Origin of the sequence: Psychrilyobacter atlanticus DSM 19335, assembly GCF_000426625.1 — a bacterium.
Taxonomy (GTDB): Bacteria; Fusobacteriota; Fusobacteriia; order Fusobacteriales; family Fusobacteriaceae; genus Psychrilyobacter; species Psychrilyobacter atlanticus.
On sequence record NZ_KE384547.1, the window covers coordinates 430,758 to 456,342 of the forward strand.

Annotated in this window: 25 protein-coding genes and 1 pseudogene; 21 read left to right on the top strand and 5 right to left on the bottom strand. The window is 31.9% G+C overall.

Annotated elements, in window-relative coordinates; all coding sequences use genetic code 11:
- The first annotated feature begins 7 nt into the window (after positions 1 to 7).
- Complete coding sequence (atpD, locus tag K337_RS0102495; RefSeq protein WP_028855189.1) at positions 8 to 1,408, top strand: F0F1 ATP synthase subunit beta; 1,401 nt, start codon at positions 8 to 10, stop codon at positions 1,406 to 1,408.
- Between the two features lie 3 nt (positions 1,409 to 1,411).
- Entirely contained in the window at positions 1,412 to 1,813 is a 402-nt protein-coding gene (gene atpC / locus K337_RS0102500; RefSeq protein ID WP_028855190.1) for an ATP synthase F1 subunit epsilon, read from the top strand.
- Positions 1,814 to 1,981: 168 nt separating this feature from the next.
- Here the strand turns inward: atpC and K337_RS0102505 are convergent, their stop codons facing one another.
- From K337_RS0102505 to K337_RS0102520, 4 genes are read right to left on the bottom strand one after another with little or no spacing between them, the layout of a single operon-like run.
- Positions 1,982 to 2,905, bottom strand: coding sequence for a DUF4097 family beta strand repeat-containing protein (locus K337_RS0102505; protein ID WP_028855191.1), 924 nt, complete (start codon positions 2,903 to 2,905; stop codon positions 1,982 to 1,984).
- Between the two features lie 21 nt (positions 2,906 to 2,926).
- Positions 2,927 to 3,628: a hypothetical protein gene (locus tag K337_RS0102510; protein WP_028855192.1), complete on the bottom strand. Its 702-nt coding sequence runs from the start codon at positions 3,626 to 3,628 to the stop codon at positions 2,927 to 2,929.
- The gene (locus K337_RS0102515; RefSeq protein WP_037029086.1) at positions 3,621 to 4,316 is read right to left on the bottom strand and encodes an ABC transporter ATP-binding protein; all 696 of its coding nucleotides are present in this window, start codon (positions 4,314 to 4,316) and stop codon (positions 3,621 to 3,623) included. Before K337_RS0102515 ends, K337_RS0102510 begins: the two co-directional genes overlap by 8 nt.
- Positions 4,316 to 4,672 (bottom strand): GntR family transcriptional regulator, encoded by a 357-nt coding sequence (locus K337_RS0102520; protein WP_028855194.1) that lies wholly within the window; start codon positions 4,670 to 4,672, stop codon positions 4,316 to 4,318. Before K337_RS0102520 ends, K337_RS0102515 begins: the two co-directional genes overlap by 1 nt.
- Before the next feature lie 262 nt (positions 4,673 to 4,934).
- Here K337_RS0102520 and K337_RS0102525 point away from each other — a divergent pair, with 262 nt between their 5' ends.
- From K337_RS0102525 to K337_RS0102590, 13 genes and pseudogenes are all read left to right on the top strand, one after another.
- Positions 4,935 to 5,468: a HEPN family nuclease gene (locus tag K337_RS0102525; protein ID WP_028855195.1), complete on the top strand. Its 534-nt coding sequence runs from the start codon at positions 4,935 to 4,937 to the stop codon at positions 5,466 to 5,468.
- Positions 5,465 to 5,665, top strand: coding sequence for a hypothetical protein (locus K337_RS0102530; RefSeq protein ID WP_028855196.1), 201 nt, complete (start codon positions 5,465 to 5,467; stop codon positions 5,663 to 5,665). Before K337_RS0102525 ends, K337_RS0102530 begins: the two co-directional genes overlap by 4 nt.
- Before the next feature lie 105 nt (positions 5,666 to 5,770).
- On the top strand, positions 5,771 to 6,409 hold the full coding sequence (gene coaE / locus K337_RS0102535; RefSeq protein ID WP_342663211.1) for a dephospho-CoA kinase: 639 nt from the start codon (positions 5,771 to 5,773) through the stop codon (positions 6,407 to 6,409).
- 135 nt (positions 6,410 to 6,544) lie between these two features.
- Complete coding sequence (locus K337_RS0102540; RefSeq protein ID WP_425414007.1) at positions 6,545 to 7,042, top strand: phosphatidylglycerophosphatase A family protein; 498 nt, start codon at positions 6,545 to 6,547, stop codon at positions 7,040 to 7,042.
- Between the two features lie 10 nt (positions 7,043 to 7,052).
- Positions 7,053 to 8,249, top strand: coding sequence for a CinA family nicotinamide mononucleotide deamidase-related protein (locus K337_RS0102545; protein ID WP_028855199.1), 1,197 nt, complete (start codon positions 7,053 to 7,055; stop codon positions 8,247 to 8,249).
- A gap of 6 nt (positions 8,250 to 8,255) precedes the next feature.
- Positions 8,256 to 8,804, top strand: a complete 549-nt coding sequence (locus K337_RS0102550) for a cupin domain-containing protein (RefSeq protein WP_028855200.1) — start codon at positions 8,256 to 8,258, stop codon at positions 8,802 to 8,804.
- Positions 8,805 to 8,815: 11 nt separating this feature from the next.
- Complete coding sequence (locus K337_RS0102555; protein ID WP_028855201.1) at positions 8,816 to 9,337, top strand: KdsC family phosphatase; 522 nt, start codon at positions 8,816 to 8,818, stop codon at positions 9,335 to 9,337.
- 18 nt (positions 9,338 to 9,355) lie between these two features.
- Positions 9,356 to 11,860: a DegV family EDD domain-containing protein gene (locus tag K337_RS0102560; RefSeq protein WP_028855202.1), complete on the top strand. Its 2,505-nt coding sequence runs from the start codon at positions 9,356 to 9,358 to the stop codon at positions 11,858 to 11,860.
- 233 nt (positions 11,861 to 12,093) lie between these two features.
- Entirely contained in the window at positions 12,094 to 12,573 is a 480-nt protein-coding gene (locus tag K337_RS0102565) for a TDE2712 family protein (protein ID WP_028855203.1), read from the top strand.
- Positions 12,574 to 12,577: 4 nt separating this feature from the next.
- Complete coding sequence (locus tag K337_RS0102570; RefSeq protein WP_028855204.1) at positions 12,578 to 13,000, top strand: NfeD family protein; 423 nt, start codon at positions 12,578 to 12,580, stop codon at positions 12,998 to 13,000.
- Between the two features lie 12 nt (positions 13,001 to 13,012).
- Positions 13,013 to 13,903, top strand: coding sequence for an SPFH domain-containing protein (locus K337_RS0102575; protein ID WP_028855205.1), 891 nt, complete (start codon positions 13,013 to 13,015; stop codon positions 13,901 to 13,903).
- 235 nt (positions 13,904 to 14,138) lie between these two features.
- A pseudogene (locus tag K337_RS20235) lies at positions 14,139 to 14,453 on the top strand (peroxiredoxin); the annotation flags it as partial.
- A 5-nt stretch (positions 14,454 to 14,458) separates the two neighbouring features.
- Positions 14,459 to 14,755: a hypothetical protein gene (locus K337_RS0102590; RefSeq protein WP_028855206.1), complete on the top strand. Its 297-nt coding sequence runs from the start codon at positions 14,459 to 14,461 to the stop codon at positions 14,753 to 14,755.
- 129 nt (positions 14,756 to 14,884) lie between these two features.
- Here the strand turns inward: K337_RS0102590 and K337_RS0102595 are convergent, their stop codons facing one another.
- The gene (locus tag K337_RS0102595) at positions 14,885 to 16,294 is read right to left on the bottom strand and encodes an APC family permease (protein WP_037029090.1); all 1,410 of its coding nucleotides are present in this window, start codon (positions 16,292 to 16,294) and stop codon (positions 14,885 to 14,887) included.
- A gap of 694 nt (positions 16,295 to 16,988) precedes the next feature.
- On the opposite strand from K337_RS0102595, the gene K337_RS0102600 reads away from it, so the two are divergent.
- From K337_RS0102600 to K337_RS0102625, 6 genes are all read left to right on the top strand, one after another.
- Entirely contained in the window at positions 16,989 to 19,673 is a 2,685-nt protein-coding gene (locus K337_RS0102600; protein WP_028855208.1) for a PD-(D/E)XK nuclease family protein, read from the top strand.
- Entirely contained in the window at positions 19,657 to 22,821 is a 3,165-nt protein-coding gene (locus K337_RS0102605) for a UvrD-helicase domain-containing protein (protein WP_028855209.1), read from the top strand. The genes K337_RS0102600 and K337_RS0102605 overlap by 17 nt, the downstream gene beginning before the upstream one ends.
- A 127-nt stretch (positions 22,822 to 22,948) precedes the next feature.
- On the top strand, positions 22,949 to 23,149 hold the full coding sequence (locus K337_RS0102610) for a cold-shock protein (protein WP_028855210.1): 201 nt from the start codon (positions 22,949 to 22,951) through the stop codon (positions 23,147 to 23,149).
- 386 nt (positions 23,150 to 23,535) lie between these two features.
- Positions 23,536 to 24,138 carry a DUF445 domain-containing protein gene (locus K337_RS0102615; RefSeq protein ID WP_028855211.1) on the top strand — a complete coding sequence of 201 codons (603 nt, stop codon included), beginning with the start codon at positions 23,536 to 23,538 and terminating at the stop codon, positions 24,136 to 24,138.
- A 17-nt stretch (positions 24,139 to 24,155) separates the two neighbouring features.
- Complete coding sequence (gene ruvB / locus K337_RS0102620) at positions 24,156 to 25,166, top strand: Holliday junction branch migration DNA helicase RuvB (RefSeq protein ID WP_028855212.1); 1,011 nt, start codon at positions 24,156 to 24,158, stop codon at positions 25,164 to 25,166.
- A complete protein-coding gene (locus K337_RS0102625; RefSeq protein ID WP_028855213.1) occupies positions 25,163 to 25,582 on the top strand; it encodes an RrF2 family transcriptional regulator in 420 nt (139 codons plus the stop codon). Before ruvB ends, K337_RS0102625 begins: the two co-directional genes overlap by 4 nt.
- Positions 25,583 to 25,585 lie beyond the last annotated feature (3 nt).

Consider the following 25,585-nt stretch of genomic DNA (forward strand, 5'->3'; position numbering starts at 1 on the left):
GAGAACTTTGGAAAATAAAGGAACTCTTATACAGATAATTGGACCTGTAGTAGACGTAAAGTTCCCAGGAGATTTACCAAAAATTTATAACGCTATCAAGATAGAGTTAGAAAATGGTGGAATCCTAGTTGCAGAAGTTCAACAGCATTTAGGAAACAATGTTGTAAGAGCCGTTGCAATGGATGGAACAGATGGTTTACAAAGGGGCATGAAGGTAACAGATACTGGAGCAGCTATAACTATTCCAGTAGGAAAAGCAGTATTGGGTAGAATCTTAAACGTATTAGGTGAACCTATCGATGAAGCAGGAGAAATTGTTGCTGAAGAGACAGCTCCTATACATAGAGATGCACCGAACTTTGAGGACCAAGGAACAGGAGTAGAAATTCTTGAGACTGGAATCAAAGTAGTAGACTTATTAGCACCATACTTAAAAGGTGGAAAGATCGGTCTATTTGGAGGAGCAGGAGTAGGAAAAACTGTACTTATCATGGAACTTATCAATAACATTGCTAAGGGACATGGAGGACTTTCTGTATTCGCAGGAGTAGGAGAAAGAACAAGAGAAGGTAGAGACTTATTTGATGAAATGACTGAATCAGGAGTTTTAGATAAAACTTCATTAGTTTATGGTCAAATGAACGAACCACCTGGTGCAAGACAAAGGGTTGCCTTAACTGGTCTTACAGTAGCTGAGCATTTTAGAGATAAGGAAGGTCAAGATGTATTATTCTTTATCGACAATATCTTTAGATTTACTCAAGCAGGATCAGAGGTATCAGCGTTATTAGGAAGAATGCCTTCTGCCGTTGGATACCAACCAAACTTAGCAAGTGAGATGGGAACTCTTCAAGAGAGAATCACATCTACAAAAACTGGATCTATCACTTCGGTTCAAGCGGTATACGTACCTGCCGATGACCTTACTGACCCGGCTCCAGCAACAACATTTGCCCATCTAGATGCAACAACAGTTTTATCTAGAAGAATCGCATCATTAGGAATCTACCCAGCGGTAGACCCACTAGATTCTACATCTAGAGTACTTGACCCGCAAGTTGTAGGTCATGAACACTATAAAGTAGCTAGAGATGTACAAGAAGTATTACAAAGATATAAAGAACTTCAAGATATCATCGCAATCTTAGGAATGGATGAATTATCTGATGAAGATAAATTAGCAGTTAGTAGAGCTAGAAAGATCGAAAGATTCTTCTCTCAACCATTTGCTGTTGCAGAGCAATTTACTGGAATGTCTGGTAAATATGTACCTGTAAAAGATACTATCAAAGGATTTAAAGAAGTCTTAGATGGAGTACATGATGACTTACCTGAGCAAGCTTTCTTATATGTAGGTAGTATCGAAGAAGCTATCGCAAAGGGAAGAGACTTAATGAAGGGGGAATAATGTATGGCGACTTTTAAATTAGAAGTTATAACTCCTCTGAAAAAAGTATTAGAAAGTGAAGTTGAAAGGGTAATTCTTAGAACTTCTGAAGGTGACATGGGTATATTAGCAAAACATGCTCCTTTAGTTGCAGAATTAGCTGTAGGAGAGATGAAGATAAAAACTGAAAGTGGCGAGGAGAGATTCTTCGTAGCTGGTGGTTTTTTAGAAATCTCTAAAGATAGAACTTTAGTATTAGCTGATGAAGCTGTCAATGTCAACGATATTGATGTAGAAGTAGCTAGAAAAGAAGCAGAATTAGCTAAACAAAAATTAGCTAAGTTAAAAGAGGATAGAGATATTGCAGTAACGCAAAAAGCTCTAGAATCAGCTTTAACTAAAGTAGGAATGGTAGAAGGTAAATAAATACCTGAAGCTAAAAGGAAAGGTGCCATGGCATCTTTCCTTTTTTTAATATAATCAATTAAATTATTTTTTATTCGGACTATTATATGGGTAATCAAGTTATAGATTAAAAAAGGTTTTCTATTTTTATTAGAAAACCTTTTTACGTTTAGTTTTTTATAATTTCTATTAATTCTTATTAATGATATTTATCTTTCTACCTTCAAGAATTATGTTCTTAGAGATATCTTGAACTTTTTCTTTGGAATAAGAATTTGAATTAAATTCTCCCTTTTTAGTTGTTAGAGTTATAAGACCGTTGGAAGTAGAGATTTTGTTGTTTCCTTCTAATTTATCGATGCTAAGTTCAATATCTCCGTTGGAAGTTTTTATATTTCCATCCTTGGAAAGGGTATCAGAATTAACAGTTATATTACCATTACTGGTTTCAAGATTAGCGATGAATGAAGCATTTGTGAGGAGAATAGAGCTGTTACTAGTCTTTAAATTAACAGATCCATCAATTTTAAAAGCTGTAATATTACCATTACTAGTTTTAAATCTTATATCACCCTTATTATTATCAATATTGATGCTACCGTTACTAGTTTTCCCTTCTACATTCCCCGTGTTATTAATAATTGTAATATCACCGTTAGAAGAACGGAGGTTAGAGTTTCCTGTGATATCGATAATATCAATATTACCGTTGCTTGTTATTACTTTAAAGTCTAAAGCTAGATCAGAGGCATTTATAGAACCATTGCTGGATTTAATGGATAATTTCTTGTTAAAGTTTTTTGGGACTTTAACTACAATAGATATATCTTCACTCTTGGAAAAGAAGGAAAAAATATGACGTGGTGCTAATACCGCAACCTCTAATTCCTGTGAATGGATTTGTTTTTCTATTTCTAACTTTACATTACTGGTGACAGATAAAGTTAGTTCTTTCGAATCACCAGGCAAAACTTTAATATTTGCATTTTTACTATTTAATGAGAATGAATTGATATCCTCTATATTATAAGCTCTTGTCAATTTATAAGTTTTATCGTTAGAATAAGAAAATCCAAATACAGTCAGCATCAATATTAAAATAATTTTTTTCATTATAGAACCTCCGTAAAAATCTTAAAAATCTGTTTTATTGTCTATCAACCATCCACTGATCCATAGCATCAAAGTGGTAATGAGAACTATAATAATAGTAGACATACTAAAATTTATTGTGCCAACTTCATTAAGGTTATCCAAGAAAACAAGGTTGAAAATCTTAGATAAAACAGACATAACAATAATAACTATAAGTGTTTTAAACTTTAACTTAGAAAGAAAAGTCTTAGTAATAATGATGCTTAAAAATACTAATGAGAAGAAACTCCCTATTGAAACATAGGTTAAGGCTAGAATCTTAAATCCACTTATAATAGCGCCATCTTGAAAAAAACCATCGATCTGGAATGAACTTTGAGGAGCAATATAATAAGCATTTGCAATGAGCCATATAATAGTTGTCAAAACTAATGCTGTTCCTGAGATGATTGTAGTTAAAAATTTAGAGGAAACTATTGTGAATCCACTGTAGGGAGTCATAAATACAAGACTTCTATCGACAGAATTAATATCCTTTGAAAAAGTAAGTAATGATGAAAATATAAATACAATATAAGTAATAAAAACCAATAAACCTCCTTTGTCAATAAGGTCGTTGTCTGTTGTAGTCAAGATGGAAGTTTTATAGATAATGAATACCTGCATCAATAGAAATAAGGTTCCTAGAATTGAAAACATTTTTTTACGTTTTAACATCTCAAATTTGATTAAATTAAACATTATATACCTCCCAGTAAAGTGATTCTAAAGATTTATTTTCACTATCTCTGAATTCCTCTAAATTAATATCTCTGATAAGTGAACCTTCATTTAAAAATAAAACCTGTTCTAAAATAAACTCCATTTCATTTAAAGCGTGGGAAGAGATCACGATGGTGCTATTCTCTGTGGTCATGCTGATGATTGTATTTTTAATAAGGTCCTTTGAAATAACATCTATTCCATTTAATGGTTCGTCAAACATATAAAATTCTACATTTCTAGCAAGACATAAAGTAACCTTTAATCTCATTTTCATCCCTGTTGAAAATGTTTCTACCTTTTCATCTAGAGGTAATTTCATATTTTCGAGGATCTGGTGTGCTTTTTCCAGAGAAAAATCTTCAAAGGTATTATTATAAAAATTTAAAACATCTGAAACCATAAGATTTGACATAAAAACATCTTCTGTAGGCATAAAAGCAATATTTTTTCTGGTTTTGAATGAAATTTTGCTGCTGTTTATAGATAAGTCCCCTTTGGTTGGTTTAACTAATCCATAGATTGTTTTCATCAAAGTTGTTTTTCCGCTCCCATTGGGACCGATCAATCCGTAGACCATCCCTCTTTTAAATGAGTATGAAAAGTTATTCAAGGCCTTTTTTTTGAAATAACCCTTAGTTAAGTTGTTTATAATTAAATTTTCCATTATTCCTCCTCCATCTCTTTTAACATTTTTATTGCTTCCGTCGATGAGATATTGAGATCTCTCATGTCACAAACAAATTTAACTATGATATCATTAGCCATCTTCTTTTTTATATTTTCTAGGATAGTTTCGTCTTCTACAACAAATGTTCCCATCCCTCTTTTTGTAAAAACAATATTTTCTGATTCTAACTCCTTATACACCCTAGAGACTGTATTAGGGTTAACTTTGAGTTCTACTGCCAGTTCCCGTGTAGACATCATCTTTTCTCCAGGTTTTAGTATCTTCAGGGATATATCTTGTTTTAATTTATCCATTATCTGTAAATAAATAGGGATATTTTTTTTAAATTCCATATCTCCTCCTCTTTATCGTTCTAGTGTTCTAGTTAGATAGTACGCTAGTTTTGAAGGGGTGTCAAATAATTTATAAAAATATGATATAATAAGTTCAAATTCAATATGATGAAAAAAGTTTTTAAATTAGCTTTGACTAAGATAGGAATACTAGAAGGAAAATAATAAAGAGGAGATAGCTTAGGCTATTTTCTCTTTTGTTTTCAAATGATGATGATCTCTATAAAGTTATGGTATAATAAAAATAAAATGGAGTATAATTATGAAAAAACAAGAATTAAATACAAAAATTTCATTTCAAGCAATAATTGATGAGTTATTATATACTGTTGATTGTAATAGAGAAAATAAAGAGATAACATTGAATGAAATTCTAGATAGTGTTTATAAAAAATTTGAAATTCATAATAGAAATTTTAGAAATGAGCATGTATTTTGTAATCAACATAGTATAATATCAGCATTATATACTTATTTAGTGTTGCCTAAAGAAAAATTATCAATGTCTGAAATAGAAAAAAATGAGCTAATAAAAAATCTTGATCCTGAATGGGGGTTAACAGAAATTAATCCAAATCTTAAATTTGGTGATTTTATCAGGCGTATGAGAAATGCTATATCTCACGGAAATGTAGAATGCTCTAAAGAATTAGTTTTTAAATTTACCGATATAAACGTTAAAAATAAAAAAGATATATTTAAAATAACTTTAGAACAAGAAAAAATATTGAAATTTAGAAAAGCAATAAGATGTTGGAGTCTAGATAGAGATATAAAATTAGGAGGCTTAAAATGACAAAAGACGAATTTTTAAAATCAATAGGAACAACAGAGGAAAAATTAAAGATAGAGAAGAAAGAAGTTATAAAATTTGATGATGGAGATCCTGAATGTATAGGATGGGAAGTAAGATATATAGATGAAAAACAAGCTATAGAGGTAGCTTTAGGATGCAAATGCAGCACTAGCAACAACCTGCATGACAAATTATAAAATATAAAAGCCCTCAGAGATTACTGAGGGCTTTTATATTGACAGAAGATAACAAAATATATTTGTTAAATTGAGGTATAATAGGATAGATGGTAATCTACAGGGATGACGAAAAATTTAGATTATACTTTGCGTCAAAGATGTGATGAAAAAGGGAGAAAACTTATGATATTAGGGCTGACAGGCGGAATAGCCAGTGGTAAAAGCACAGTGAGTAAAAAATTAAAAGAATTAGGTAGTTATATAATAGATGCAGATAAAATTTCAAGGGAAGTTTCAGATTCTTTGGAGGTACTAAAGATATTAGAGGGGAAATTTGGTTCTGAGATAATAGATCAGGGGCACCTAGATCGGCAAAAATTAAGGGAGATAATATTTGAGAACGATGAAAAAAGGGAACTTTTAAACAATATAATGCATCCTATTATAGTGGCAAAAATTATAGAAAAAATAGAAAATAATAGGAAAGAGAATCTAATAATATTAGATATTCCCCTTCTGTACGAAACAGGGCTGGAGTACCTCTGTGATAAGGTTTTGGTGGTGTGTACAGATGAGAGTATCCAGGTAGAAAGGATAAAAGTCAGAGATGGGATAGAGGAAGAATTAGCTAAGAAGATAATTGAGGCGCAGATGCCGTTGATGGAAAAAAGAGAAAAAGCAGAGATCCATATTGAAAATAATGGAAATTTAGAGGAATTATTAAAAAAAGTGGAACTAATATATAGTGAAATAATAAAGTGAACTCCTGTTAAGGGCAAGGGGGCTTTTAAATAAAAGGCTCTCTGCTTTGAGTTCAAAGTTAAAATATGTTATAATAACTAGTTGAAACACCCTTACGGGGGTTAGTTTCTATATGAAAAAATGGAGGAGAAAATTATGAAAAAAGAGGTTGTAAGAGGCTTAGCTACGTGGTTTGGACTAGGAGATCTACCTAAAGCTCCGGGAACGATGGGAACACTAGGTGCAATACCATTATTTTTTATGTTAAACTCATTTAGATTAGTAATAGCTGATGCTAGATTATATAACTCATTTTATTTTATATTTTTAACAGGATTTTTTGCCCTGTCAATATATGTATCGGATAGATGTGAAAGGGAGATTTTTAAAGAAAAAGACCCGCAAAAAGTAGTAATAGATGAGGTACTTGGATTTATGGTAACTATGTTTTTAGTTAATCCAGTGGGATATAAAGAAACTATAGTAGCTGTAATTTTAGGATTTTTACTGTTTAGATTTTTTGATATAACTAAGTTAGGTCCCATAGATAAGTCACAGCATTATGGTTATGGATTAGGAGTAGTATTAGATGATTTCTTAGCAGGAGTTGTGGCAAATTTCTTATTGATAATGTTGATGACAATAATTTTCTAGGAGAGGTAATATGGATGCAACGATTATATTGGTCGGAACAGAACTCCTAAACGGAATGACTGTGGATACCAACAGTATATACATAGCAGAGGAACTCAATAAATACGGGATAGAGATAAGACATAAATTGGTGGTCGGTGACAATATAAGAGATATTATAGAAGCTATTGAATATGGGAACTCAAAATCAGATTTAGTCATATTGAGTGGTGGATTGGGCCCGACTATGGATGATCTGACAAAATCAGCTATCTCTGAATTTTTAAATGTAGATTTAGTAGTAGATAGAGAAGATTATGTAGATTTAAAAGGAAAGTACGATTCTCATAAACTTGTATTGGAAGATAAAAATCTGAGGGAAGCTGAAAAACCATATGGAAGCCAAACGATTCCTAATGATGTGGGAATGTGTAAGGGGATATATATCGACAAAATAGCAGCATTTCCTGGAGTACCCAGGGAACTCTATAATTTGTTTCCTAAGTTTTTAAAATTACTGATATCCCAAGAAAAGTTAGAGAAAAATATCTATATAAAAGATATCTTAGTATGGGGGATACCTGAATCGGTGTTAGAAACAAAAGTCATTCATTTATTTGGGGTAAAGGGAATTCATTATGAGTTCTTGGTGAAAGATTATGGTATAATAATAAGACTACAGACAATAAGCACCAATAGACCCATTGTAGATAAAATAACATTGTGTCTGTATGAGGTGATAGGTGGAAATATAATAGGTGAAGATCATGAGAGGTTAGAAACTTCGATCTATAACTACTTAAAGGATAAAAAGTATCATATATCCCTTGCAGAATCGTGTACAGGGGGGATGATAGCTTCTAAATTTATTGAAGTGGATGGGATATCCAGTGTATTTAAAGAAGGAATAGTATGCTATAGCAATGAATCTAAGCAGGCTAGGTTAAGAGTAAAGAAAGAAACTTTAGATCTTTATGGAGCTGTTTCTTATGAAACTTGTGAGGAGATGCTAGATGGATTAACTACAGATGTAAAGATAGCTGTAACAGGGATAGCGGGACCAAATGGCGGGACTGAAGAAAAACCAGTAGGAACTGTATATATCGGGGTAGTTGTAGGAGATAGAAAATACATAAAAAAATATCTCTTTAATGGGAATAGAGAAAAAATACGAAGAAATACCATGATGAGAGCAATGTTTGAAGTACTTAAAATTTTAAAGGGGTGAAGTAAGATGGCATTAGGAGAAAAGATAAAAAAATGTAGAAAGGATAAGGGGTATTCTCTGAGACTGCTGGCTTCTAAAGTAGACTTATCAGCTAGTTTTTTATCTCAAATAGAGCAAAGTAAAGCATCTCCGTCTATCGAAAACTTAAAGAAAATTGCTAATGAATTGGATGTAAGGGTAAGCTCGTTGATAGAGGAAGAGGATGAGAAAAAAGATACTGATGTAGTAAGAAAAGACGAAAGAAATAAGGTAGAAAGTATAGATTCTAAAACAATGATCTCTCTATTGACTACTTCTAATATAGAAAAACATATGGAGCCAATATTGTATGAAATTGAGCCTGGAGGAGAGAGTGGCAGAGATTACTATACTCATAATGGGGAAGAGTTTATATTTGTCTTGGAAGGACAGTTAGAAGTGCAGATTGAAAGTAAGAACTATGAATTAGAAGAGGGAGATAGTTTATATTTTAAATCTACTCAAAAGCATAAATTTAGAAACGTTGGGGATAGATTAGCGAGAGCAATATGGGTAGTAACTCCTCCAACATTTTAAGGTGGTGAAAAATGAAACCAAATTTAAAGGAAATAAAGATAATAATTTTAGATGTAGACGGTACCATGACCGATGGAAAGATCACATATGATAATAATGGGACAGAGACAAAGTCATTTAATGTAAAAGATGGTATGGCAATAGCTCAGGCCATAAAATATGGGATAAAAGTAGCTATAATAACTGGAAGAACCTCTAAAGTAGTGGAACATAGAGCTACAGAATTAGGGATTTCAGATATATACCAAGGGGTAGGGAATAAAATTGCAACCCTGGATGAATTACTTGAAAAATATGATTATAACTATAAAAATGTAGCCTATATGGGGGATGATATCAATGATATCCCTGCTATGATGAGAGCAGATTATGTGGGAATAACAGCAGATGCTGTATCAGATATAGAAGAATTTGCACATTTTAAAAGCAGATATGATGGCGGATATGGTGCTGTAAGGGAATTTATAGAGACGATATTGAAAGCCAATGGAATCTGGAGCAAGATTATAGAGGAATACAAGAGTAAAAAGTAAAAAAGAAGGAGTAGAATTATGAAGATAGAACACTTAAATGTTACGAGGTTAATTAAGTTATTTATCGCAGGTAGTAGATGGATGTCTAAATACGCCGATATATTAAATGACTTAAATGTATATCCTGTACCAGATGGAGATACAGGGACAAATATGTCCATGACCATGCAGGCTGTAGAGAATGAATTGGTAAAATTAAACCATGAGCCTACAATGCATGAATTTTGCGAATTATTATCAGAAGCAATACTATTAGGGGCCAGAGGAAACTCCGGGACTATCTTATCTCAAATTGTTCAAGGTTTTTTAAATGGATTTGAAGATAAGGAAGAGTTGAACATAGATGATATCACAAGATCTTTTGAGGAAGCTTCTAAATTAGCTTATAAAGCTGTGAGTAATCCCGTAGAAGGAACTATGCTTACTGTAATCAGAGTTATAGCTGAAAAAGCAAAAGAATATGATGGGCCAAAAGATAACTTTATTCCATACCTTTCATACGTGAAGGAAGCAGCTCACCAAGCTGTAGAAGAAACTCCTAATCAATTATTGAAGTTGAAGGAAGCGGGAGTTGTAGATGCAGGAGGAATGGGTGTTTTCTATCTTATTGAAGGGTTTGAAAAATCAATAACTGATCCTGAGATGCTAAAAGACTTGGAAAGAATAGTGAAGAGCCAAGCTCATAGGAAAGAAAGACTGGAAGCTACCAATATTGAGGTTGATATCGAGTTTAAATATTGTACTGAATTTATTGTTCAGGCAGGTAAATTTAATATAGAAGAACTAAAGGAAGAGATAAAAGGAATGGGAGACTCAATGGTAGTAGCCCAGAGTTCGACTAAGACTAAAACTCATATCCATACAAATAATCCAGGAGCAGTACTAGAAATAGCTATGAAGTATGGTGGATTAGATAACATTAAGATAGACAATATGGAGTTACAACATAGAAGTTTACATCTGGCAGAGGGAGATCTAATGGATCAAAATTCTGCTCATGTAATGGTTCAAAATGAGAATACAGAAAAGAAAGCTTATTTTGTAATAGCTGATACATATGAGATGGGAGAACTGTTTATTAAATCTGGAGCAACTTGTGTACTTATTGGTGGACAGGGACAGAATCCAAGTGTAGCAGATATGGAAATGGCAATAGCTAAGATAGATGCAGAGGATATAGTATTATTGCCAAACAATAAAAATATTATCTCAGCTGCCAAAATAGTAGCTGAAAGAGCCTCTAAAAATGTAGAAGTTTACGAAACTAAAACTATGTTAGAAGGTAATTTCTATGTAAAAAATAAGTCTGAAAATTTGGAACAGGTAGTGAAAGATGCCAGAAGAAATAAATCCATTGAGATTACAAAAGCTGTAAGAGATACAAAGGTCGGAGATCTAATTATCAACGAAGGAAACTACATAGCTTTAGTAAATGGAAAGATCATGTATGAGAATAAAAATTTAACCGATTTAATATCTGATCTGTATGAAGAAAATATAGATGATAACACTCTAAATATATTTGCAGTATTAGGGAACGAAAGTACAGATGAAGGAAATCGTGCTATATTAAACACTAAAGGTATAAAACATGAGGAATATATAGGAAAACAGGATAATTATCACTACTATCTATATATTGAAAATAAAGATCCAAATCAGCCTGAAATAGCAATAATTACAGACTCTACTTCAGATTTATCACCTGCACTTATCGGGGATCTGTCGGTTAATATCATTCCCCTAAAGATAAAATTTGATGGGAATAAATATTATAAAGATGGAGTAGATATATCTAAAACAGATTTTTGGCATAAGATTATAACTGAAGGAGTTGTACCTAAAACTTCTCAGCCTTCTCCAGCAGAATTTAAAAATTTATATCAAAGATTGTTGAAAAGAGGATACAAAAAGATAATAACAATATTGATCTCTAGTAAATTAAGTGGGACACAGCAGGCTGCTAAAGTAGCTCGTGGGATGTTACCAGAGGAGAAAGATATAGCCATAATTGATTCAAAGAATGTGTGGCTAGGGTCTGGACACTTAGTTTTAGAAGCAGCTAAGATGGCTAAAGCAGGGGAATCTTTTGAGACCATCATAGAAAATGTAGAAGAGATGAGAAATAAAGGGAAAATATACTTTGTAGTAGATGAATTAAAATACCTTGAAAGAGGTGGAAGAATAGGAAAAGCATCTGCTAAAATTGGTGGAGTACTGAATATAAAACCTATATTAAAAGTCGAAGATGGTGAAGTTCACAATGAGAAAAAAGCTATCGGAGATAAGGGTGCTATGAAATATATGGAGAAATTACTTAAGCAGGAAGCTAAGAATGGATCGATAGTATTGTATACTGGCTGGGGTGGAACTAAACATCAGTCTGAAAATGCAGATGAACTTAGAAAATCAGTAGAAAAATTTGATAATGTAGACTATCAATCGAGATGTGAAGTCGGATCGACTATTGGTTCTCATTCAGGACCACTATATGGAATGGCTATATATCCAAAAATAAAATAAAATAAAATATAGAGACTCAGCAGATATGCTGAGTTTTTTATTATATACAGAGTAAATTTTAAGGTGAAAACCATTTTCATGTTTATAAATTTACTTTATTTTTATATAAATTTAGGAATTAAATTGTATGTTTTCATTAAAAATCCTAAATTTTTACAAAAAAAGATTGGGTAGAAGCGGTTTATTTGGTATACTGAATTTGAGAAATAGATAATTAATAAGGGGGCAAAAAAATGAGAAAAAGTTTAGACGTATTGGAATCAATGATATATTACTGGAATACTGTAGCAGAGAAAGAAAAGGTAAGTGAGCAGTTTATAGATTTTCTAGCTCAAGATAGAGGGATGAAAGCTACATATGATGAGAATTTTGATGCTGAATCAGTAAGAAAAGTACTTAGTGCTATTTCAAACGTAGAACCATTTATAGGTGACACACTAAATGAAGGAAAATTCTGGACTAATAACATGTGGATGATAGAGAAGATGGATTATATGAATAAGATAATAAATCCATTAAAAAGATTAAGTGTAGAAGATTTAGGAGAAGGACAAGTTATATTCTTACCACTACACCTTGATTTATTCTATAAAAAAGGTAATACCTTATATATAAACTTCTTTATGGTAGAGCCAGACGAAATTAACGGAACAGATAAGCTGACTATAGAGGATGTAGAAGTAAAAGAGTGGATCAAGAAAAATATGGGGTGATAGGATGATATGGGATAGCGGAATGATTTGGTGGTTTTTATTAACCATCGTATTTATAGGTGTAGAGTTAGCAGCACCGGCATTGGTGAGTATATGGTTTGCCTTTGCAGCTATAATATTGACGCTGATATCAGGAATGGTAAAAAATCCTATAAACGAATTTTATATCTTTGTAGGACTCAGTGGATTTTTTCTGATATTGACCAGGCCAATAGCTAAAAAACTTTTAGAGAAAAGAAAACCTATTGAAAGTAGAATATTCGGTCAAGATGTTGAAATTTCTAAAAAAATAGAGGCAGACCTCTATGAGGTAAAACTGGATGGGAAATATTGGAGAGCTACTTGTGACGAAAAGTTAGAAGTAGGAGATGCAGGAGTAGTAGAAAGAGTAGAAGGTAATAAACTAATACTTAAAAAGAAGATATAAAAGGAGGCAAACATGTTATTATTTTTTCCATTGATATTAGTAATTATATTATTAATCGTAACTAATATCAGAATTGTACCACAATCACAAGCGTATGTTATAGAGAGGTTAGGAGCCTATATGAGTACTTGGGAAGTTGGTCTTAGATTAAAAATTCCATTTATTGATAGGATAGCTAGAAAGGTATCGTTGAAAGAACAAGTAATAGATTTTCCACCTCAACCAGTTATCACAAAGGATAATGTAACTATGCAGATAGATACAGTAATATATTTTCAAATTACAGATCCTAAGTTATATACATATGGAGTAGAATATCCTCTAAGCGCTATCGAAAATTTATCAGCTACAACGCTTAGAAATATAATAGGTGATTTAGAATTAGATTCTACACTAACATCTAGAGATGTTGTGAATACTAAGATGAGATCTATATTGGATGAAGCTACAGATCCATGGGGAATCAAAGTAAACAGGGTAGAATTGAAAAATATTATGCCACCTGCAGAAATTCAGGATGCTATGGAAAAGCAAATGAAAGCAGAAAGAGAGAGAAGACAAAAGATATTGATTGCAGAAGGGGAAAAAACTTCGGCAATATTAGTAGCAGAGGGAGAAAAACAATCAGCAATCTTAAGAGCGGAAGCCAACAAAGAAGCTGCGGTAAGAGTAGCAGAAGGGGAAGCGGAAGCACTTCTAGAAGTTACAAAAGCTCGTGCAGAATCATTGAAATTATTAAATGAATCTCATCCATCGAAAGAAGTTCTTTCACTTAAAGCAATGGAAGCATTTGTTAAGGTAGCAGATGGAAAAGCAACTAAGATTATAATTCCATCGGAATTACAAAATGTAGCTAACTTAGCTACAGCTTTTACAGCAGTAGGAGAAAATAAAGGAAAATAAAGAATTAATTATAAAAGGTAATATACATGTTTTGTATATTACCTTCTTTAATAGTTAGGGGATTTTCCGAGTGGATGCAACGTCACGTTGTTTTTTATCAAATTTATGGAGGTTTTTAATGGAGATTATTTTAGAAAATCAGAATGGAGATATGATTGATTTATCAGCTCATAAAGGAAAAAAGATCTTGTTTTTTTATCCTAGAGCAAATACACCTGGGTGAACAACAGAAACAAAAGGGTTCGGTGAATCCTATGGAGAGTTTAAAGGTTTAGAGATAGAAATTTTTGGAATAAGCAAAGATACTGTAAAAAAACAATCGAACTTTGCTAAAAAATTAGAAACACCATTTAGCTTACTCAATGATATTGATGGTATAGTCTGTGAAAAATTTGGTGTTTGGCAGGAGAAAAAATTCATGGGTAAAACATCTATGGGAATAGTAAGATCTACGTTTTTATTGGATGAAAACAATGAGATTCTAAAAGAGTGGAGAAAAGTAAAGGTAAAGGGACATGTAGAGGAAGTTTTAGAAACTTGTAAGGGGTGATAGCTATGGAATTGGATGTTATAATAAAAATTATTGTTTATATGATAATAGTTCGGATAATTATGAGCAAGGTAAATAAAAAGAAAAATATGAGACCTGGTAATAAAAGAAGTTCTACTCCTAGAGGAACTGAAAGACAGAGAGGGAGCAGAATGCAAGGAAAACAAGAAGAAAAAAAGAATAAAAAAAATCTAGATTTAAATAGTTTTAGAGATATTATGCCTAAATCTAATAGTCCACTTTCAGCTGAAGAGAGGATGAAAAAAAGGGAAAAGGAATTAGAAAATATGAATAAGAGATAGAAAAAAAGGTAATATACAATAGACTGTATATTACCTTTTTTTTATTATCTAGAAAATTATACCCGAAAGGGGGATAACCACTATAAAAATCTAAATTGTGCATATCTGAAAGCAACGTGAAGTTACTTTTTATTTTTCTTTGAAATTTCCATCTGCATCCCTGTTTAGAATCAATTCGTCCAACTCTTCTTTGGTATAATGTACAACCTTAAGATCATAAAATTTATAGAATGATAATCCTATTATACCCCAAACTACTAAAACTACTATAGATGGTAAACTAAGGGAACTGTCTAGTCCTGGTACTAATAAAAGGATTAAAAATATTATCCCTGAGATAGAACCAAAAATACTTGGTATAAATGTTTTTCCATATTCTTCCTTATATAGTTTATAAGATGAAAGACTTGTATATAGATATCCAATAGACGCTCCTACACTGGAAGTCCCAACTATCCATAACAATACATTTCTACCAAACCAAGGAGCTATCAAAGATATACCTAAGGTAAATAAAATTGCATTTTTAGGAGTATGATATTTTTTATCCAATACTCCGAAGAATTCTGGTAATATCTTTCCTCTAGACATGGCAAATAACAATCTACTGGCTGCCATATAAAATCCATTTATTCCAGCTACTATAGCTGATGTAAGTGCTACTATTAAAAGTATTATTCCTATCTTTCCAAAATAATATTCTGTAGTATATCCTGTTGCCCAAGAGATTTGACCATTCATTATTTGCTCACTTGTAACTCCAAAAGAAGTAAAAAGAATGATTAGTACGTAAACAAGTCCTCCTACTAAGATAGAAATTATAGCCAACTGAGATGCCTCTTTAGCTTCAAAATCTAATTCCTCCGCAACTTGCGGAATACAATCAAATCCTACAAATAACATTGGAGCAATAGATAGTATCTTTAATATTTTAGATAAACTCACTGTTTCTGAATCTATAAATGACATGGTATTTGGATTAGTTATTCCCGCTCTGGCGATAACTAGACTTAAAAATAAAAAGACTATTCCTACCAGTAAAATTACCATTACCTTTTGTAATTGAGAAGCTAATTTTATTCCTTTAATATTTAAATAAGCAAATAAGCAAAGGGCAGATAGAGCTACTCCTACTTCTCCTAAGTAAATCTCAGATCCTGCAATACTATAAAGATGTCCTACTTCTAAAATTCCCGGCATGGTGAACTTTGCAACGAGAGCTAATGCTGTAGCATTTAATGGAACAATACTTATATATGCCAGGGCTAAAAACCAACCACATGCTAAGGCATGCTTCCATCCAAAAGCGTCGTAGGTGAAGGCATATTCTCCACCTGCTACTGGAAATTTATGGAGCAGATAACCGTAATTTTTTTCAATTCCGATCATTATTAATGCCCCTGTAATTATTGCGATAGTTGAGTTTAAAATTCCTGCTTTTAAGAATAAATCTCCTGGAAGAACAAAAGCTCCCCATCCAATGATAGCCCCTATGGCTAACGATAATATATCCAATTTGTTAATTTCTTTTTTTAACATAATCACTCCTTAAAAAATAAAAAAACACCCCAACTACACCACCATAAAGGTAGCAGAGTTAGAGTGTTTAAGTTTCGTCATATAGACTCACAATATGCCACATAAGTAGCATAACTCATTGCCTCAATCGAGACCCTAAGTAAACCCCAGTTCTACAAATATTTTTCAAATTAAATTTTCCTTTTGTTCAATTAGTTCGTATCTACACTATTATAAAACATTGTAAATCTCGCCAATTAAGTAATCATTTAATTTACTTCACATTGTATTCTTTTTCCTATTTTAACACATTATATGTATAAAATCAAAATTATCTCTAATTTCGACCGAATTAAACACCAATAGTGTGTTTTTATTGGACTATAAATTTATGCTAAATAAGAAATATTGTCAGAATTTTTTAGTATTAAGAAAAAGAATGGGGAGCTGATAATCGATAATTAATGTGAGTAGGAGTATGTATAATATTTTCTATACTTCTTTTTTATATGGGGAGATTGGTGTATAATTTTAGAGTATAACAAAACAAATGATACAGATTTTTTAGATGAAAAACCTTAGTCACGAATGACACAAATTAATACAAAGGAAAATCCATTTTTTATCTCTGTTCTTTCTTTGAAAATTTTAACAATGGATTTTAAAATAAGTGTAATTTATGACAAAAATAAAATCTCAAAAGGAGAATGAAAAGATGAATATAGAATACTGCTCCTACACCGAGGAGATAATAGAAAATATAGAATCAGGGAAGGTCCATATTTTTCCTAAGTCGGTAGATAAAAGTTTAGCGAAGGAAAGATACATGGAAAATCTCGAAAAAAATAAAAATGGTAAAGGTCCTAATATATTTTTGAAACAGCCAAAATTTATGGGGTTAGGGGAGTTTAAAACTAACTTATTTTTAAGTGATGAAATGGTATTAAGGGAAGAGAAACAGGTGATAGCCTTTTATAGATCATTGAGTGAAAAAAACAGAAAAGAATTAGGGGTAGAGAGTTATTACGATGTAATCGATATTGCTGCTAATTTTTTGAATTTTTTTAAACTGCTAAAGGAGTATAGGTTAACAGAAATTAAAGATCTCAGAAAATGGCAGAGGAAAATATATGATACATTCTTGGATATTGAAAAAAATTATATAAAATTTTTGTCGGATAAAAATTATACTGATCCTACTTTTATAATAAAGGATGAAAATTATAATCCTAAAAGTCTAGATGGATATAGGGATATAATTATCTACAATAAGATACATTTTACTCCGTTAGAGGAGTGGATAGTTAAAAAATTAGAGGCAGATGGGTTTACAATAACTCTGAAATTACAGATGAATAAAGAGGATTTCTGTGAGGAAACTTTGTCGATAAAGGATGTAAATATAGGCGAGGAAGTATCTAAAATAACTAAAAAAATAGAGGTTTATACTGTAGATGATGAATTTACAGAACTATTAAAAGTATTGGATGTACAAAAGAAAATTAGAGATACTGATGATAAAAACAGAGGTGTCAAAATTTTTGATGCAAACAATGATAACTATAAATATAATAGTTTTTTTAATGAAACTAGGTATATATCGGACCTTCCGATCTTTTCCCTTTTGGAGGGACTGCATAAATTGTTATCTACTCTAGAGGAGATAGATGGTGAATTGGCATTGGAACTGCACACTGTTGTAGACATAATCAAAGGCGATGAGATCTTTAAATACTATAAGATCGAATCTGAAGATTTCGATAACTTCAAGGTATTGGTAAATGAAGGTTATAAATATTTAACAAAATATGTCATAGCAGAAAGGTTGGGAGAAGAAAACTTTATCTACAGGATATTTGAAGATATAGAGCAGATGAGAACTTATGAAAACTTAAAAAAATGGACTGAAAAACTTACTTTTTCTACTGAGCAGTTAGAGAAAATATTGGATGGAAGTGAAAATGTCGGGAAATATTTTGAGGCTCTCAGTGAGATAGAGGTTATAGAAGACCTGGATGTAGTAGATGGTTGGAAAAACTTTTTTGGATATGGAAAAACGGCAGAGGGATTGTTAAAATTGATATTAAAGTATTTAGAATTTAAGGAAATATCAGGTGAGTTTGATCCAATATCAAGAAAAGAAGGCCTTGAAGAGATAAAGACCACAAAGAATAAAAACCTTTTATTGATGAATATTTCAGATAGTTTTATACCAAAAAATAAGCAGAATACATTTTTATTTACAGAACAGCAGAAAAAAAACTTAGGTATAAAAGGTATAGATGAGATTAGATTAGAGGAAAAGTATAATCTGTTTAGAGCTGTGATGACTAGTGAAAGCACGACTATATTAGCTATAAAAAATATGGGGTCTGATAGTTCTCTTTCACCATTTGTAGAGGAACTTCTAGGACAATTTAAAGTGAAGTCTAAACACCTGAAGCAACCTCTAGAAAACTACTTAGAATTAATAAAACCTAATTCTAAAATGAAAAATATAGAAGATGGTAAAGGAATGTTTGAGGGAAGAAAACCAAGCGAGATGAAATTTGAGATAGAAGAGTTGAAAGATCCTTTTGGGGTAACGGCATATATGTGCGATGAGTTATTCAATTGTAAATATAAAATGTACCTCAGATATTTAGTGAAGTTGACCAGAGAGGAACTTGAGGTGGAAAGGGATCTTACACGTCGGGAATATGGAAACCTTGCACATGAACTATTTGAGGCAGTATTGAAAAAAATAGAATTGACCAGAGATTATTCCTTACTAGAGGAAGGCGGGATAGAAATAGGGATAGTTATGGGAGTTTTAGAAGAGTTAGTAGGCAGTAGAAGATTGAAATTACCGAGGTTAAATGAAAGGTACTACAAGGAGATTATCTATAAAAATTTAGCTGACAGTGTGGGAGAATTTTTTAGAAAGATATCAAAGGAATTACGTGGAGAAAAGATAAAAAGGCTTCTAATAGAGGAACTTTTAAAGCATGATATAAATAATAAAACTATTGATATCAAAGGTAGAGCAAAGGCAGATCTCATAATTAAAACTGAGAGAAAAGATTATATTGTTGACTTTAAAACTGGAAACCTAAATGAAAGGCAGCTTGATTTTTATAGTATTTTATATGCAGGAGAGGCAGACCTGACAGAAAAATATATATTTAATGTAGATAAGGGGAATTTGGAAAAAAGTAAAAAAATAAAATTAGTAAAGGATGAGTCTGGTAGAAATAAGATAGATCCTGAGGGAAAGGAAAGGAAACTGGGTGTTTTGGAAATAGAATTGAAAGAACTTTTGAACTCAGGAGTTTTTGAAAGAAATAAAACAAGTAAGTGTGACAGATGTGAGTATCTAGATATCTGTAAGGTTGGTGAATTAGATGAAATCAAGGGATAATAAAAATAAAAAAGTGGTGAAAGCCAGTGCAGGAACAGGGAAAACTTACAGACTTGCTATAGAATATATATCTAGAATATTATTAGGTGAGGATTACAATGAGATATTATTTATGACTTTTACTCGTGCAGCTACAGCAGAACTAAAAGTTAGAATTTTTGAGTTTTTAGATGATTTAAGCAAGGGAAATAAAGAATTAGAAGAAAATATTAAAACATTATATCCGGAAATTGAGATAGATACAGGTAGGATAAAAAAAGTGAAAACCGAACTTTTGTTAAATAAAGATAAGATAAGGATCTACACAATAGATTCTTTTATTGCTCAGATCTTTAAAAAAGCTATTGGACCGTCACTCAATATCTATACTTATTCTATGAGTAATACTGTTGAAGCTGAGGAGATATATGGTGAGGTATTTAGTCGTATTATAAAAGGAGAAGAGTTTTATAAGGTTAAGAAATTTTTAGAAAAAACGGCAGATAGAGAGGTGGAAAAATATATCGACCTCATAAAAAAAATATCTGAGGAGAGATGGAAGTTTGCTCTGATAGGTGAAAAAGAAATAAGTGATGATACAGAGAGCATAAAAGCGGAATTGTATAGAAATATAGTGAGAACTTTTGAATTGGTTGATGAACTGGTGACGGATCATGGGAAGGTCTATGAAAAGGTTTTGGCCAAAGCGGGAAAGATCATAGAGGAAGAATTTCACGGTGTTATAGATGATAAGGAAAAATTAGTTACCCTTATATTGGAGAAAAGAAAAGAATTTTTAGAAAATAAAATTATCAATGGGACTCAAATGGGAGGGAAAGCCAGGGAACATATAAAAGCCCAGGTTTTGGAAGTTCAAAATGAGATCCACAGGTTACTTGAAAGGATAATTTTTATTGAAGAAGTAGTGCCCTATGAAAAAGATATATTGGATATAGAGAAGATAACAAGATCTATCTATGATGATATAAAATTTAGGGAAAAGAAATTTACTTTTTCCGATATAACCAACTATACCAGTGAATATATGATAGAGGAAGATTTAGACCTTGTAAAGGATGGGATAATTACAGATAATTTTTATGAGATAATCGGAGGTAAAATTTCAACTTTATTTTTGGATGAAGCACAGGATACCAGTGTATCTCAGTGGAGGATAATTGAACCTATAGCTAAGGGATGCGATAATATAATTATTGTAGGAGATGAAAAACAAAGTATCTATTCATGGCGTGGAGGAGATAAGGGGTTATTTCTTAGTTTTGACAGAATACTAGGAGCGGGGATAGAATCTTTGCCGACAAACTATAGAAGTGAAAAGAAGATAATTGATTTTGTTAACTTATTTTTTGATCATGTTTCTAAAAATCATCATACTAAAGATGAAGATGACAGATGGGAATACAAGGAAGTTAAGTGTTGTAAAAAAGATGACAAAGGATTTATGGCAGTCATGGTAGATTCTGAAATTCATTCTGAGATTGCAATAGATATTAAAGAGCGATTTGCAGTGAGGGGGGAAGGTGGAGTACCAGACTATAGAGGAATAGGAATAGTCGGGAGGAAAAAGAAGGACCTAGGTAAGATAGGGGACAAACTGAAAGAGCTGGGAGTTCCTTATATAATGGAGAACAGTCTTTCTATTGTGCAACACCCCTGTGTGGAGGAGATACTGCGGTTATTTAACTTTTTTATTCATAATGATTTTATGTCGCTGCTGGAGTTTTTTAGGAAAACAATTGAAGTAGGAGAGGAAGATCTTAAATACCTGCTAAATAATAGGGGAGATATACTGGGGTACCTGTTGATTGAAAGTGAAAAAACAGTGGGTGAAGATGTAGAAGAAGTTATTATAAAAGAAAATTTAAGAATAGAACTAGATAGGATTAAAAAAATAAAAAAACTTTCCTACGAAAAGATGGGAAGGGGGATAGTCGAGGAATTTAATTTTGCAAGAATTTATAGTGCAACAAGGGATATAAAAAATATCAACTTTTTCCTGGAACTTATGGAGGAATATGACTATCTATCTGATTTTATGAGTTTTTTAAAGATGAATAGTGATTCTAATGGGCTGAAACAAGTAGGGATATCTGAGTTAAATTCTGTAATTTTGATGACAATTCACGGATCTAAGGGGCTGGACTTTCATACAGAATATATGTTTTTGTCAGATAAGGGATCAAGCTATAAATTAACTGGGTATTCAGATAAAGGGATGCAACACAAAGTTCAGTTGTTAGCTAAACTAGATGAAAATTATGAATATATAGAAGACTATCTATTTACCAATTCAATCTATAATAGTGCCATAAAAAAAACAGATATATATGAGCATAGTGAACAAATATTTTTGGATGAGGAGATAAACACCCTCTATGTAGGGATGACTAGACCACGAGCAAATTTATTTTTATGTATCGAGCCAACAAAAACCACTAAGAAGAAAGAGGAAATATTTGTACTTAACAACGATCTTATAGTAACTCCTATTGAAAAATATTTTAATGTGTCTAGGAAGGAGTTGTTAGAAGGCGGGACCCAGATGATGGGTAAGTTTATCCCCTATGAGGAGAAAACAGAGAGTAGTAGCAGGGATGAGATTTTTTGTATAGATCCTAACTTATATATAGATGCTGTAGCTCTAAAAACTAAGGAAAAGAGAGTGGAAAAAAAAGAAGAAGAGGATGGAAAAACTAAAAAAAATAAGGGTTCTATAGAGCATAGTGTAGAAAAAGAGCTGAAAAGAAAATCTGGTCTGGCTATCCATTATTATTTAGAAAATATAGAGTATGGTGGAAAAGAAGAGGAAAAAATAGCTAAACAATTGACTCTAAATAAATATAGTAATATGCTGGGGATAGAAAGAACTCAAAAAATAATAGAGAGAGTTGAAAAATTTATACCTAAAAATCCCAGAGTTTTTGACAAGAGATGGAAGATATTTAAGGAGTTAGATGTACTATATAATGGAAAAAAGAAAATAATAGATAGATTAAATGTAGATGAAAAAACGAAAGAGATAATTATCTACGATTATAAATCTGGAGAAACTATGAAGCAGAGTCAATTAGATGAATATGAAGAGATAATTAGGGAAAAGGTAGGAGTGGAATATAGTATAAAGAGTGAATTTTTAAAATTAGATTAAATAATATAGAAAAAAGGTTGACTTTATATAACTTTTAAGATACTATATATATAGTAACAGGGGGCTGACAGATTTCAATTGGAAATTAGTTAGATTCGCTGTATCAAAATTTACGGAGGTAACACACATGTTAAAAGGAACAGTTAAATGGTTTAACGATGATAAAGGATTTGGATTTATTTCTGCTGAAGATGGAAATGACTACTTTGCACATTTCTCTCAAATCAACAAAGAAGGATTCAAAACTTTAAAAGAAGGCGAAGAAGTAACTTTCGAAATCACTGAAGGTGCTAAAGGTCCTCAAGCTTCAAACATCGAAACTGTATAATTATATATATTTGAAATGTTTAAAAGTGGTAGATTTTCTACCACTTTTTTTAGTTTTTGAAAAAAATTAAAGGAGAAATTTTTATTAGTTTTATTTTCTTTACTAAATCAATAAGGGAATTGAAAAAAAGGGCCAAATATGATAAAATGTTATATTGTTTTAAGTATCGAAAAAAATGGTTATAAATAGAAAAAAATATTGAAAAAATACCAAAAATATAAGTAATAAATATTCAAGAATTAGTCGCAAAGAAGAGAAGTAGAAAAGTTTTTAAATAAAATCTTAATGGTTTTTATTTTTAATTTATAAATTATGGAGTAAGTTTTTAGATACTTTGGTGATGATCTTTACGGTTACTTTATATTGAAAAAAAGTAGGAGGAAGAGATGTTATTAAAAGCAAGTTTGATGATAGTGATAGGTGCGTTAATTGGATGGATAACAAATTATTTTGCAATTAAGATGTTATTTAGACCGTTGAAAGAGATAAATGTATTAGGATTTAAAGTTCAAGGACTTATTCCTAAAAGAAAGATGGAAATGGCGGAAAGTATAGCAGATACAATTCAAGAAGAATTGATATCTATGAAGGATATAACTGCGAATATTGGGGATATAGAGTTAGGTGAAGAGATTGATCTGATCGTAGACAGAATTGTAGAAGATAAATTAGAAAAAGAAGTATTGGCAAAAATACCAATGGCTAGTTTATTTATAACAGACAGCATGATATTGAAGATCAAAGGTCATATAAAAGATGCTATCGATGAAAATAAAGATGAATTTTTTACAGTGATAATAAAAAAGATGGAAGATAGTGTAGATATGAAAAACATAATTATCGAAAAAATTGAAAACTTTGAGTTGGATGAATTGGAAAAGATGGTATATAGAATAGCGAATAATGAATTGAAGCATATAGAAGTTATAGGAGCGATCTTAGGAGCTATAATAGGTGGAATACAATTTGCGATCAGTATGTATATATAGACGAATAGGGGTATTTTATGGATGAAAGACTGTTGTCGGCAGCTGAATTTGGTGGTGAAATAGAAGTACAAAAAAATTTAAGGCCTAAAACTTTGAATGAATATATAGGTCAAGATAGGTTAAAAGAAAAGATGGAAATATTTATGACTGCTTCTAAGAATAGGAATGAATCTATGGATCACACTCTTTTATACGGACCTCCAGGACTAGGAAAAACTACCTTGGCAGGGGTCATAGCTACAGAGATGGGAACTAATCTAAAGGTAACATCTGGACCTGTTTTGGACAAAGCAGGAGACTTGGCAGCAATTTTAACATCTTTAGAGGAACAGGATATACTATTCATAGATGAAATCCATAGACTAAATACATCGGTGGAGGAGATTCTTTACCCGGCTATGGAAGACCGTGAGATTGATATTATAATCGGTAAAGGACCTACAGCGAGATCTATCAGGATAGAATTACCGAACTTCACTTTGATAGGAGCTACAACTAGAGCGGGACTGCTCAGTGCACCTTTGAGAGACAGATTTGGTTTAGTTCATAGGATGGATTACTATTCTACCGATGACCTTTTGAAGATCATTATGAGGGGAGCTAATATATTAGAAGTCGGAATAGAGACTGAAGGCGCTTTGGAAATAGCACTTAGAAGTAGAGGGACGCCTAGAATAGCCAATAGATTCTTAAAAAGAGTGCGAGACTATGCTGAGATCCGAGGCGATGGAATAATAACTTTAAAGATAGCTAAAGAAGCTTTGAGTTTATTAGGAGTTGATGATTATGGATTGGATGAATTAGATCGTGAAATAATCTTAGCTATCATAGATAACTATGGTGGTGGACCAGTAGGAATTGAGACGTTAGCTCTTTTATTAGGGGAAGACAGGAGAACTCTAGAGGAGATCTATGAACCTTACTTAGTAAAAATTGGATTTGTAAAAAGAACCCATAGGGGAAGGGTTGTAACCCCAAAAGCATATAAACATTTTAATAAAAAACAGAAAACGGAGGAAAACCTATGAAAATAAGCACAAGAATAAGATATGGGCTAAGAGCCGTTATAAATATAGCAGAAGGAAATTTAAGTGAAAATAGACTGGTAAGAATAAAGGAAATATCTCAAGACCAGAATATATCTGTTCAGTATTTAGAGCAGATCCTTTTCAAATTGAAGAAAAAAGATATAATTAAGGGTAAAAGAGGGCCTAATGGGGGATATAAAATTACTAGGGCACCTGAGGATATTACAGTACTTGAACTCTATGAAATATTAGATGAAGAGGTAAGGGTAGTTGATTGTAATGAAGGAAATAATCAAAGGTGTATCAAAGATGATTGTAGAACCAGCTGTTTGTGGTCGCAATTAGACAATGCATTGAAGGAGATTTTAGGAAAAACTACTTTGGCAGATCTTATGAAAAATAAGGATATGATATAGTCA

What these genes read in the sequence shown, in the direction of transcription:
- K337_RS0102610 (WP_028855210.1), top strand. Translation starts at nt 22,949, where the DNA reads ATGTTAAAAGGAACAGTTAAATGGTTTAACGATGATAAAGGATTTGGA.
- K337_RS0102625 (WP_028855213.1), top strand. Translation starts at nt 25,163, where the DNA reads ATGAAAATAAGCACAAGAATAAGATATGGGCTAAGAGCCGTTATAAAT.
- K337_RS0102560 (WP_028855202.1), top strand. Translation starts at nt 9,356, where the DNA reads ATGAAGATAGAACACTTAAATGTTACGAGGTTAATTAAGTTATTTATC.
- K337_RS0102545 (WP_028855199.1), top strand. Translation starts at nt 7,053, where the DNA reads ATGGATGCAACGATTATATTGGTCGGAACAGAACTCCTAAACGGAATG.
- K337_RS0102605 (WP_028855209.1), top strand. Translation starts at nt 19,657, where the DNA reads ATGAAATCAAGGGATAATAAAAATAAAAAAGTGGTGAAAGCCAGTGCA.
- K337_RS0102565 (WP_028855203.1), top strand. Translation starts at nt 12,094, where the DNA reads ATGAGAAAAAGTTTAGACGTATTGGAATCAATGATATATTACTGGAAT.
- K337_RS0102615 (WP_028855211.1), top strand. Translation starts at nt 23,536, where the DNA reads ATGTTATTAAAAGCAAGTTTGATGATAGTGATAGGTGCGTTAATTGGA.
- K337_RS0102600 (WP_028855208.1), top strand. Translation starts at nt 16,989, where the DNA reads ATGAATATAGAATACTGCTCCTACACCGAGGAGATAATAGAAAATATA.
- K337_RS0102505 (WP_028855191.1), bottom strand. Translation starts at nt 2,905, where the DNA reads ATGAAAAAAATTATTTTAATATTGATGCTGACTGTATTTGGATTTTCT.
- K337_RS0102595 (WP_037029090.1), bottom strand. Translation starts at nt 16,294, where the DNA reads ATGTTAAAAAAAGAAATTAACAAATTGGATATATTATCGTTAGCCATA.
- K337_RS0102570 (WP_028855204.1), top strand. Translation starts at nt 12,578, where the DNA reads ATGATATGGGATAGCGGAATGATTTGGTGGTTTTTATTAACCATCGTA.
- K337_RS0102510 (WP_028855192.1), bottom strand. Translation starts at nt 3,628, where the DNA reads ATGTTTAATTTAATCAAATTTGAGATGTTAAAACGTAAAAAAATGTTT.
- ruvB (WP_028855212.1), top strand. Translation starts at nt 24,156, where the DNA reads ATGGATGAAAGACTGTTGTCGGCAGCTGAATTTGGTGGTGAAATAGAA.
- K337_RS0102590 (WP_028855206.1), top strand. Translation starts at nt 14,459, where the DNA reads ATGGAATTGGATGTTATAATAAAAATTATTGTTTATATGATAATAGTT.
- K337_RS0102550 (WP_028855200.1), top strand. Translation starts at nt 8,256, where the DNA reads ATGGCATTAGGAGAAAAGATAAAAAAATGTAGAAAGGATAAGGGGTAT.
- K337_RS0102575 (WP_028855205.1), top strand. Translation starts at nt 13,013, where the DNA reads ATGTTATTATTTTTTCCATTGATATTAGTAATTATATTATTAATCGTA.
- atpC (WP_028855190.1), top strand. Translation starts at nt 1,412, where the DNA reads ATGGCGACTTTTAAATTAGAAGTTATAACTCCTCTGAAAAAAGTATTA.
- coaE (WP_342663211.1), top strand. Translation starts at nt 5,771, where the DNA reads ATGACGAAAAATTTAGATTATACTTTGCGTCAAAGATGTGATGAAAAA.
- K337_RS0102530 (WP_028855196.1), top strand. Translation starts at nt 5,465, where the DNA reads ATGACAAAAGACGAATTTTTAAAATCAATAGGAACAACAGAGGAAAAA.
- K337_RS0102555 (WP_028855201.1), top strand. Translation starts at nt 8,816, where the DNA reads ATGAAACCAAATTTAAAGGAAATAAAGATAATAATTTTAGATGTAGAC.
- K337_RS0102540 (WP_425414007.1), top strand. Translation starts at nt 6,545, where the DNA reads ATGAAAAAAGAGGTTGTAAGAGGCTTAGCTACGTGGTTTGGACTAGGA.
- K337_RS0102520 (WP_028855194.1), bottom strand. Translation starts at nt 4,672, where the DNA reads ATGGAATTTAAAAAAAATATCCCTATTTATTTACAGATAATGGATAAA.
- K337_RS0102515 (WP_037029086.1), bottom strand. Translation starts at nt 4,316, where the DNA reads ATGGAAAATTTAATTATAAACAACTTAACTAAGGGTTATTTCAAAAAA.
- K337_RS0102525 (WP_028855195.1), top strand. Translation starts at nt 4,935, where the DNA reads ATGAAAAAACAAGAATTAAATACAAAAATTTCATTTCAAGCAATAATT.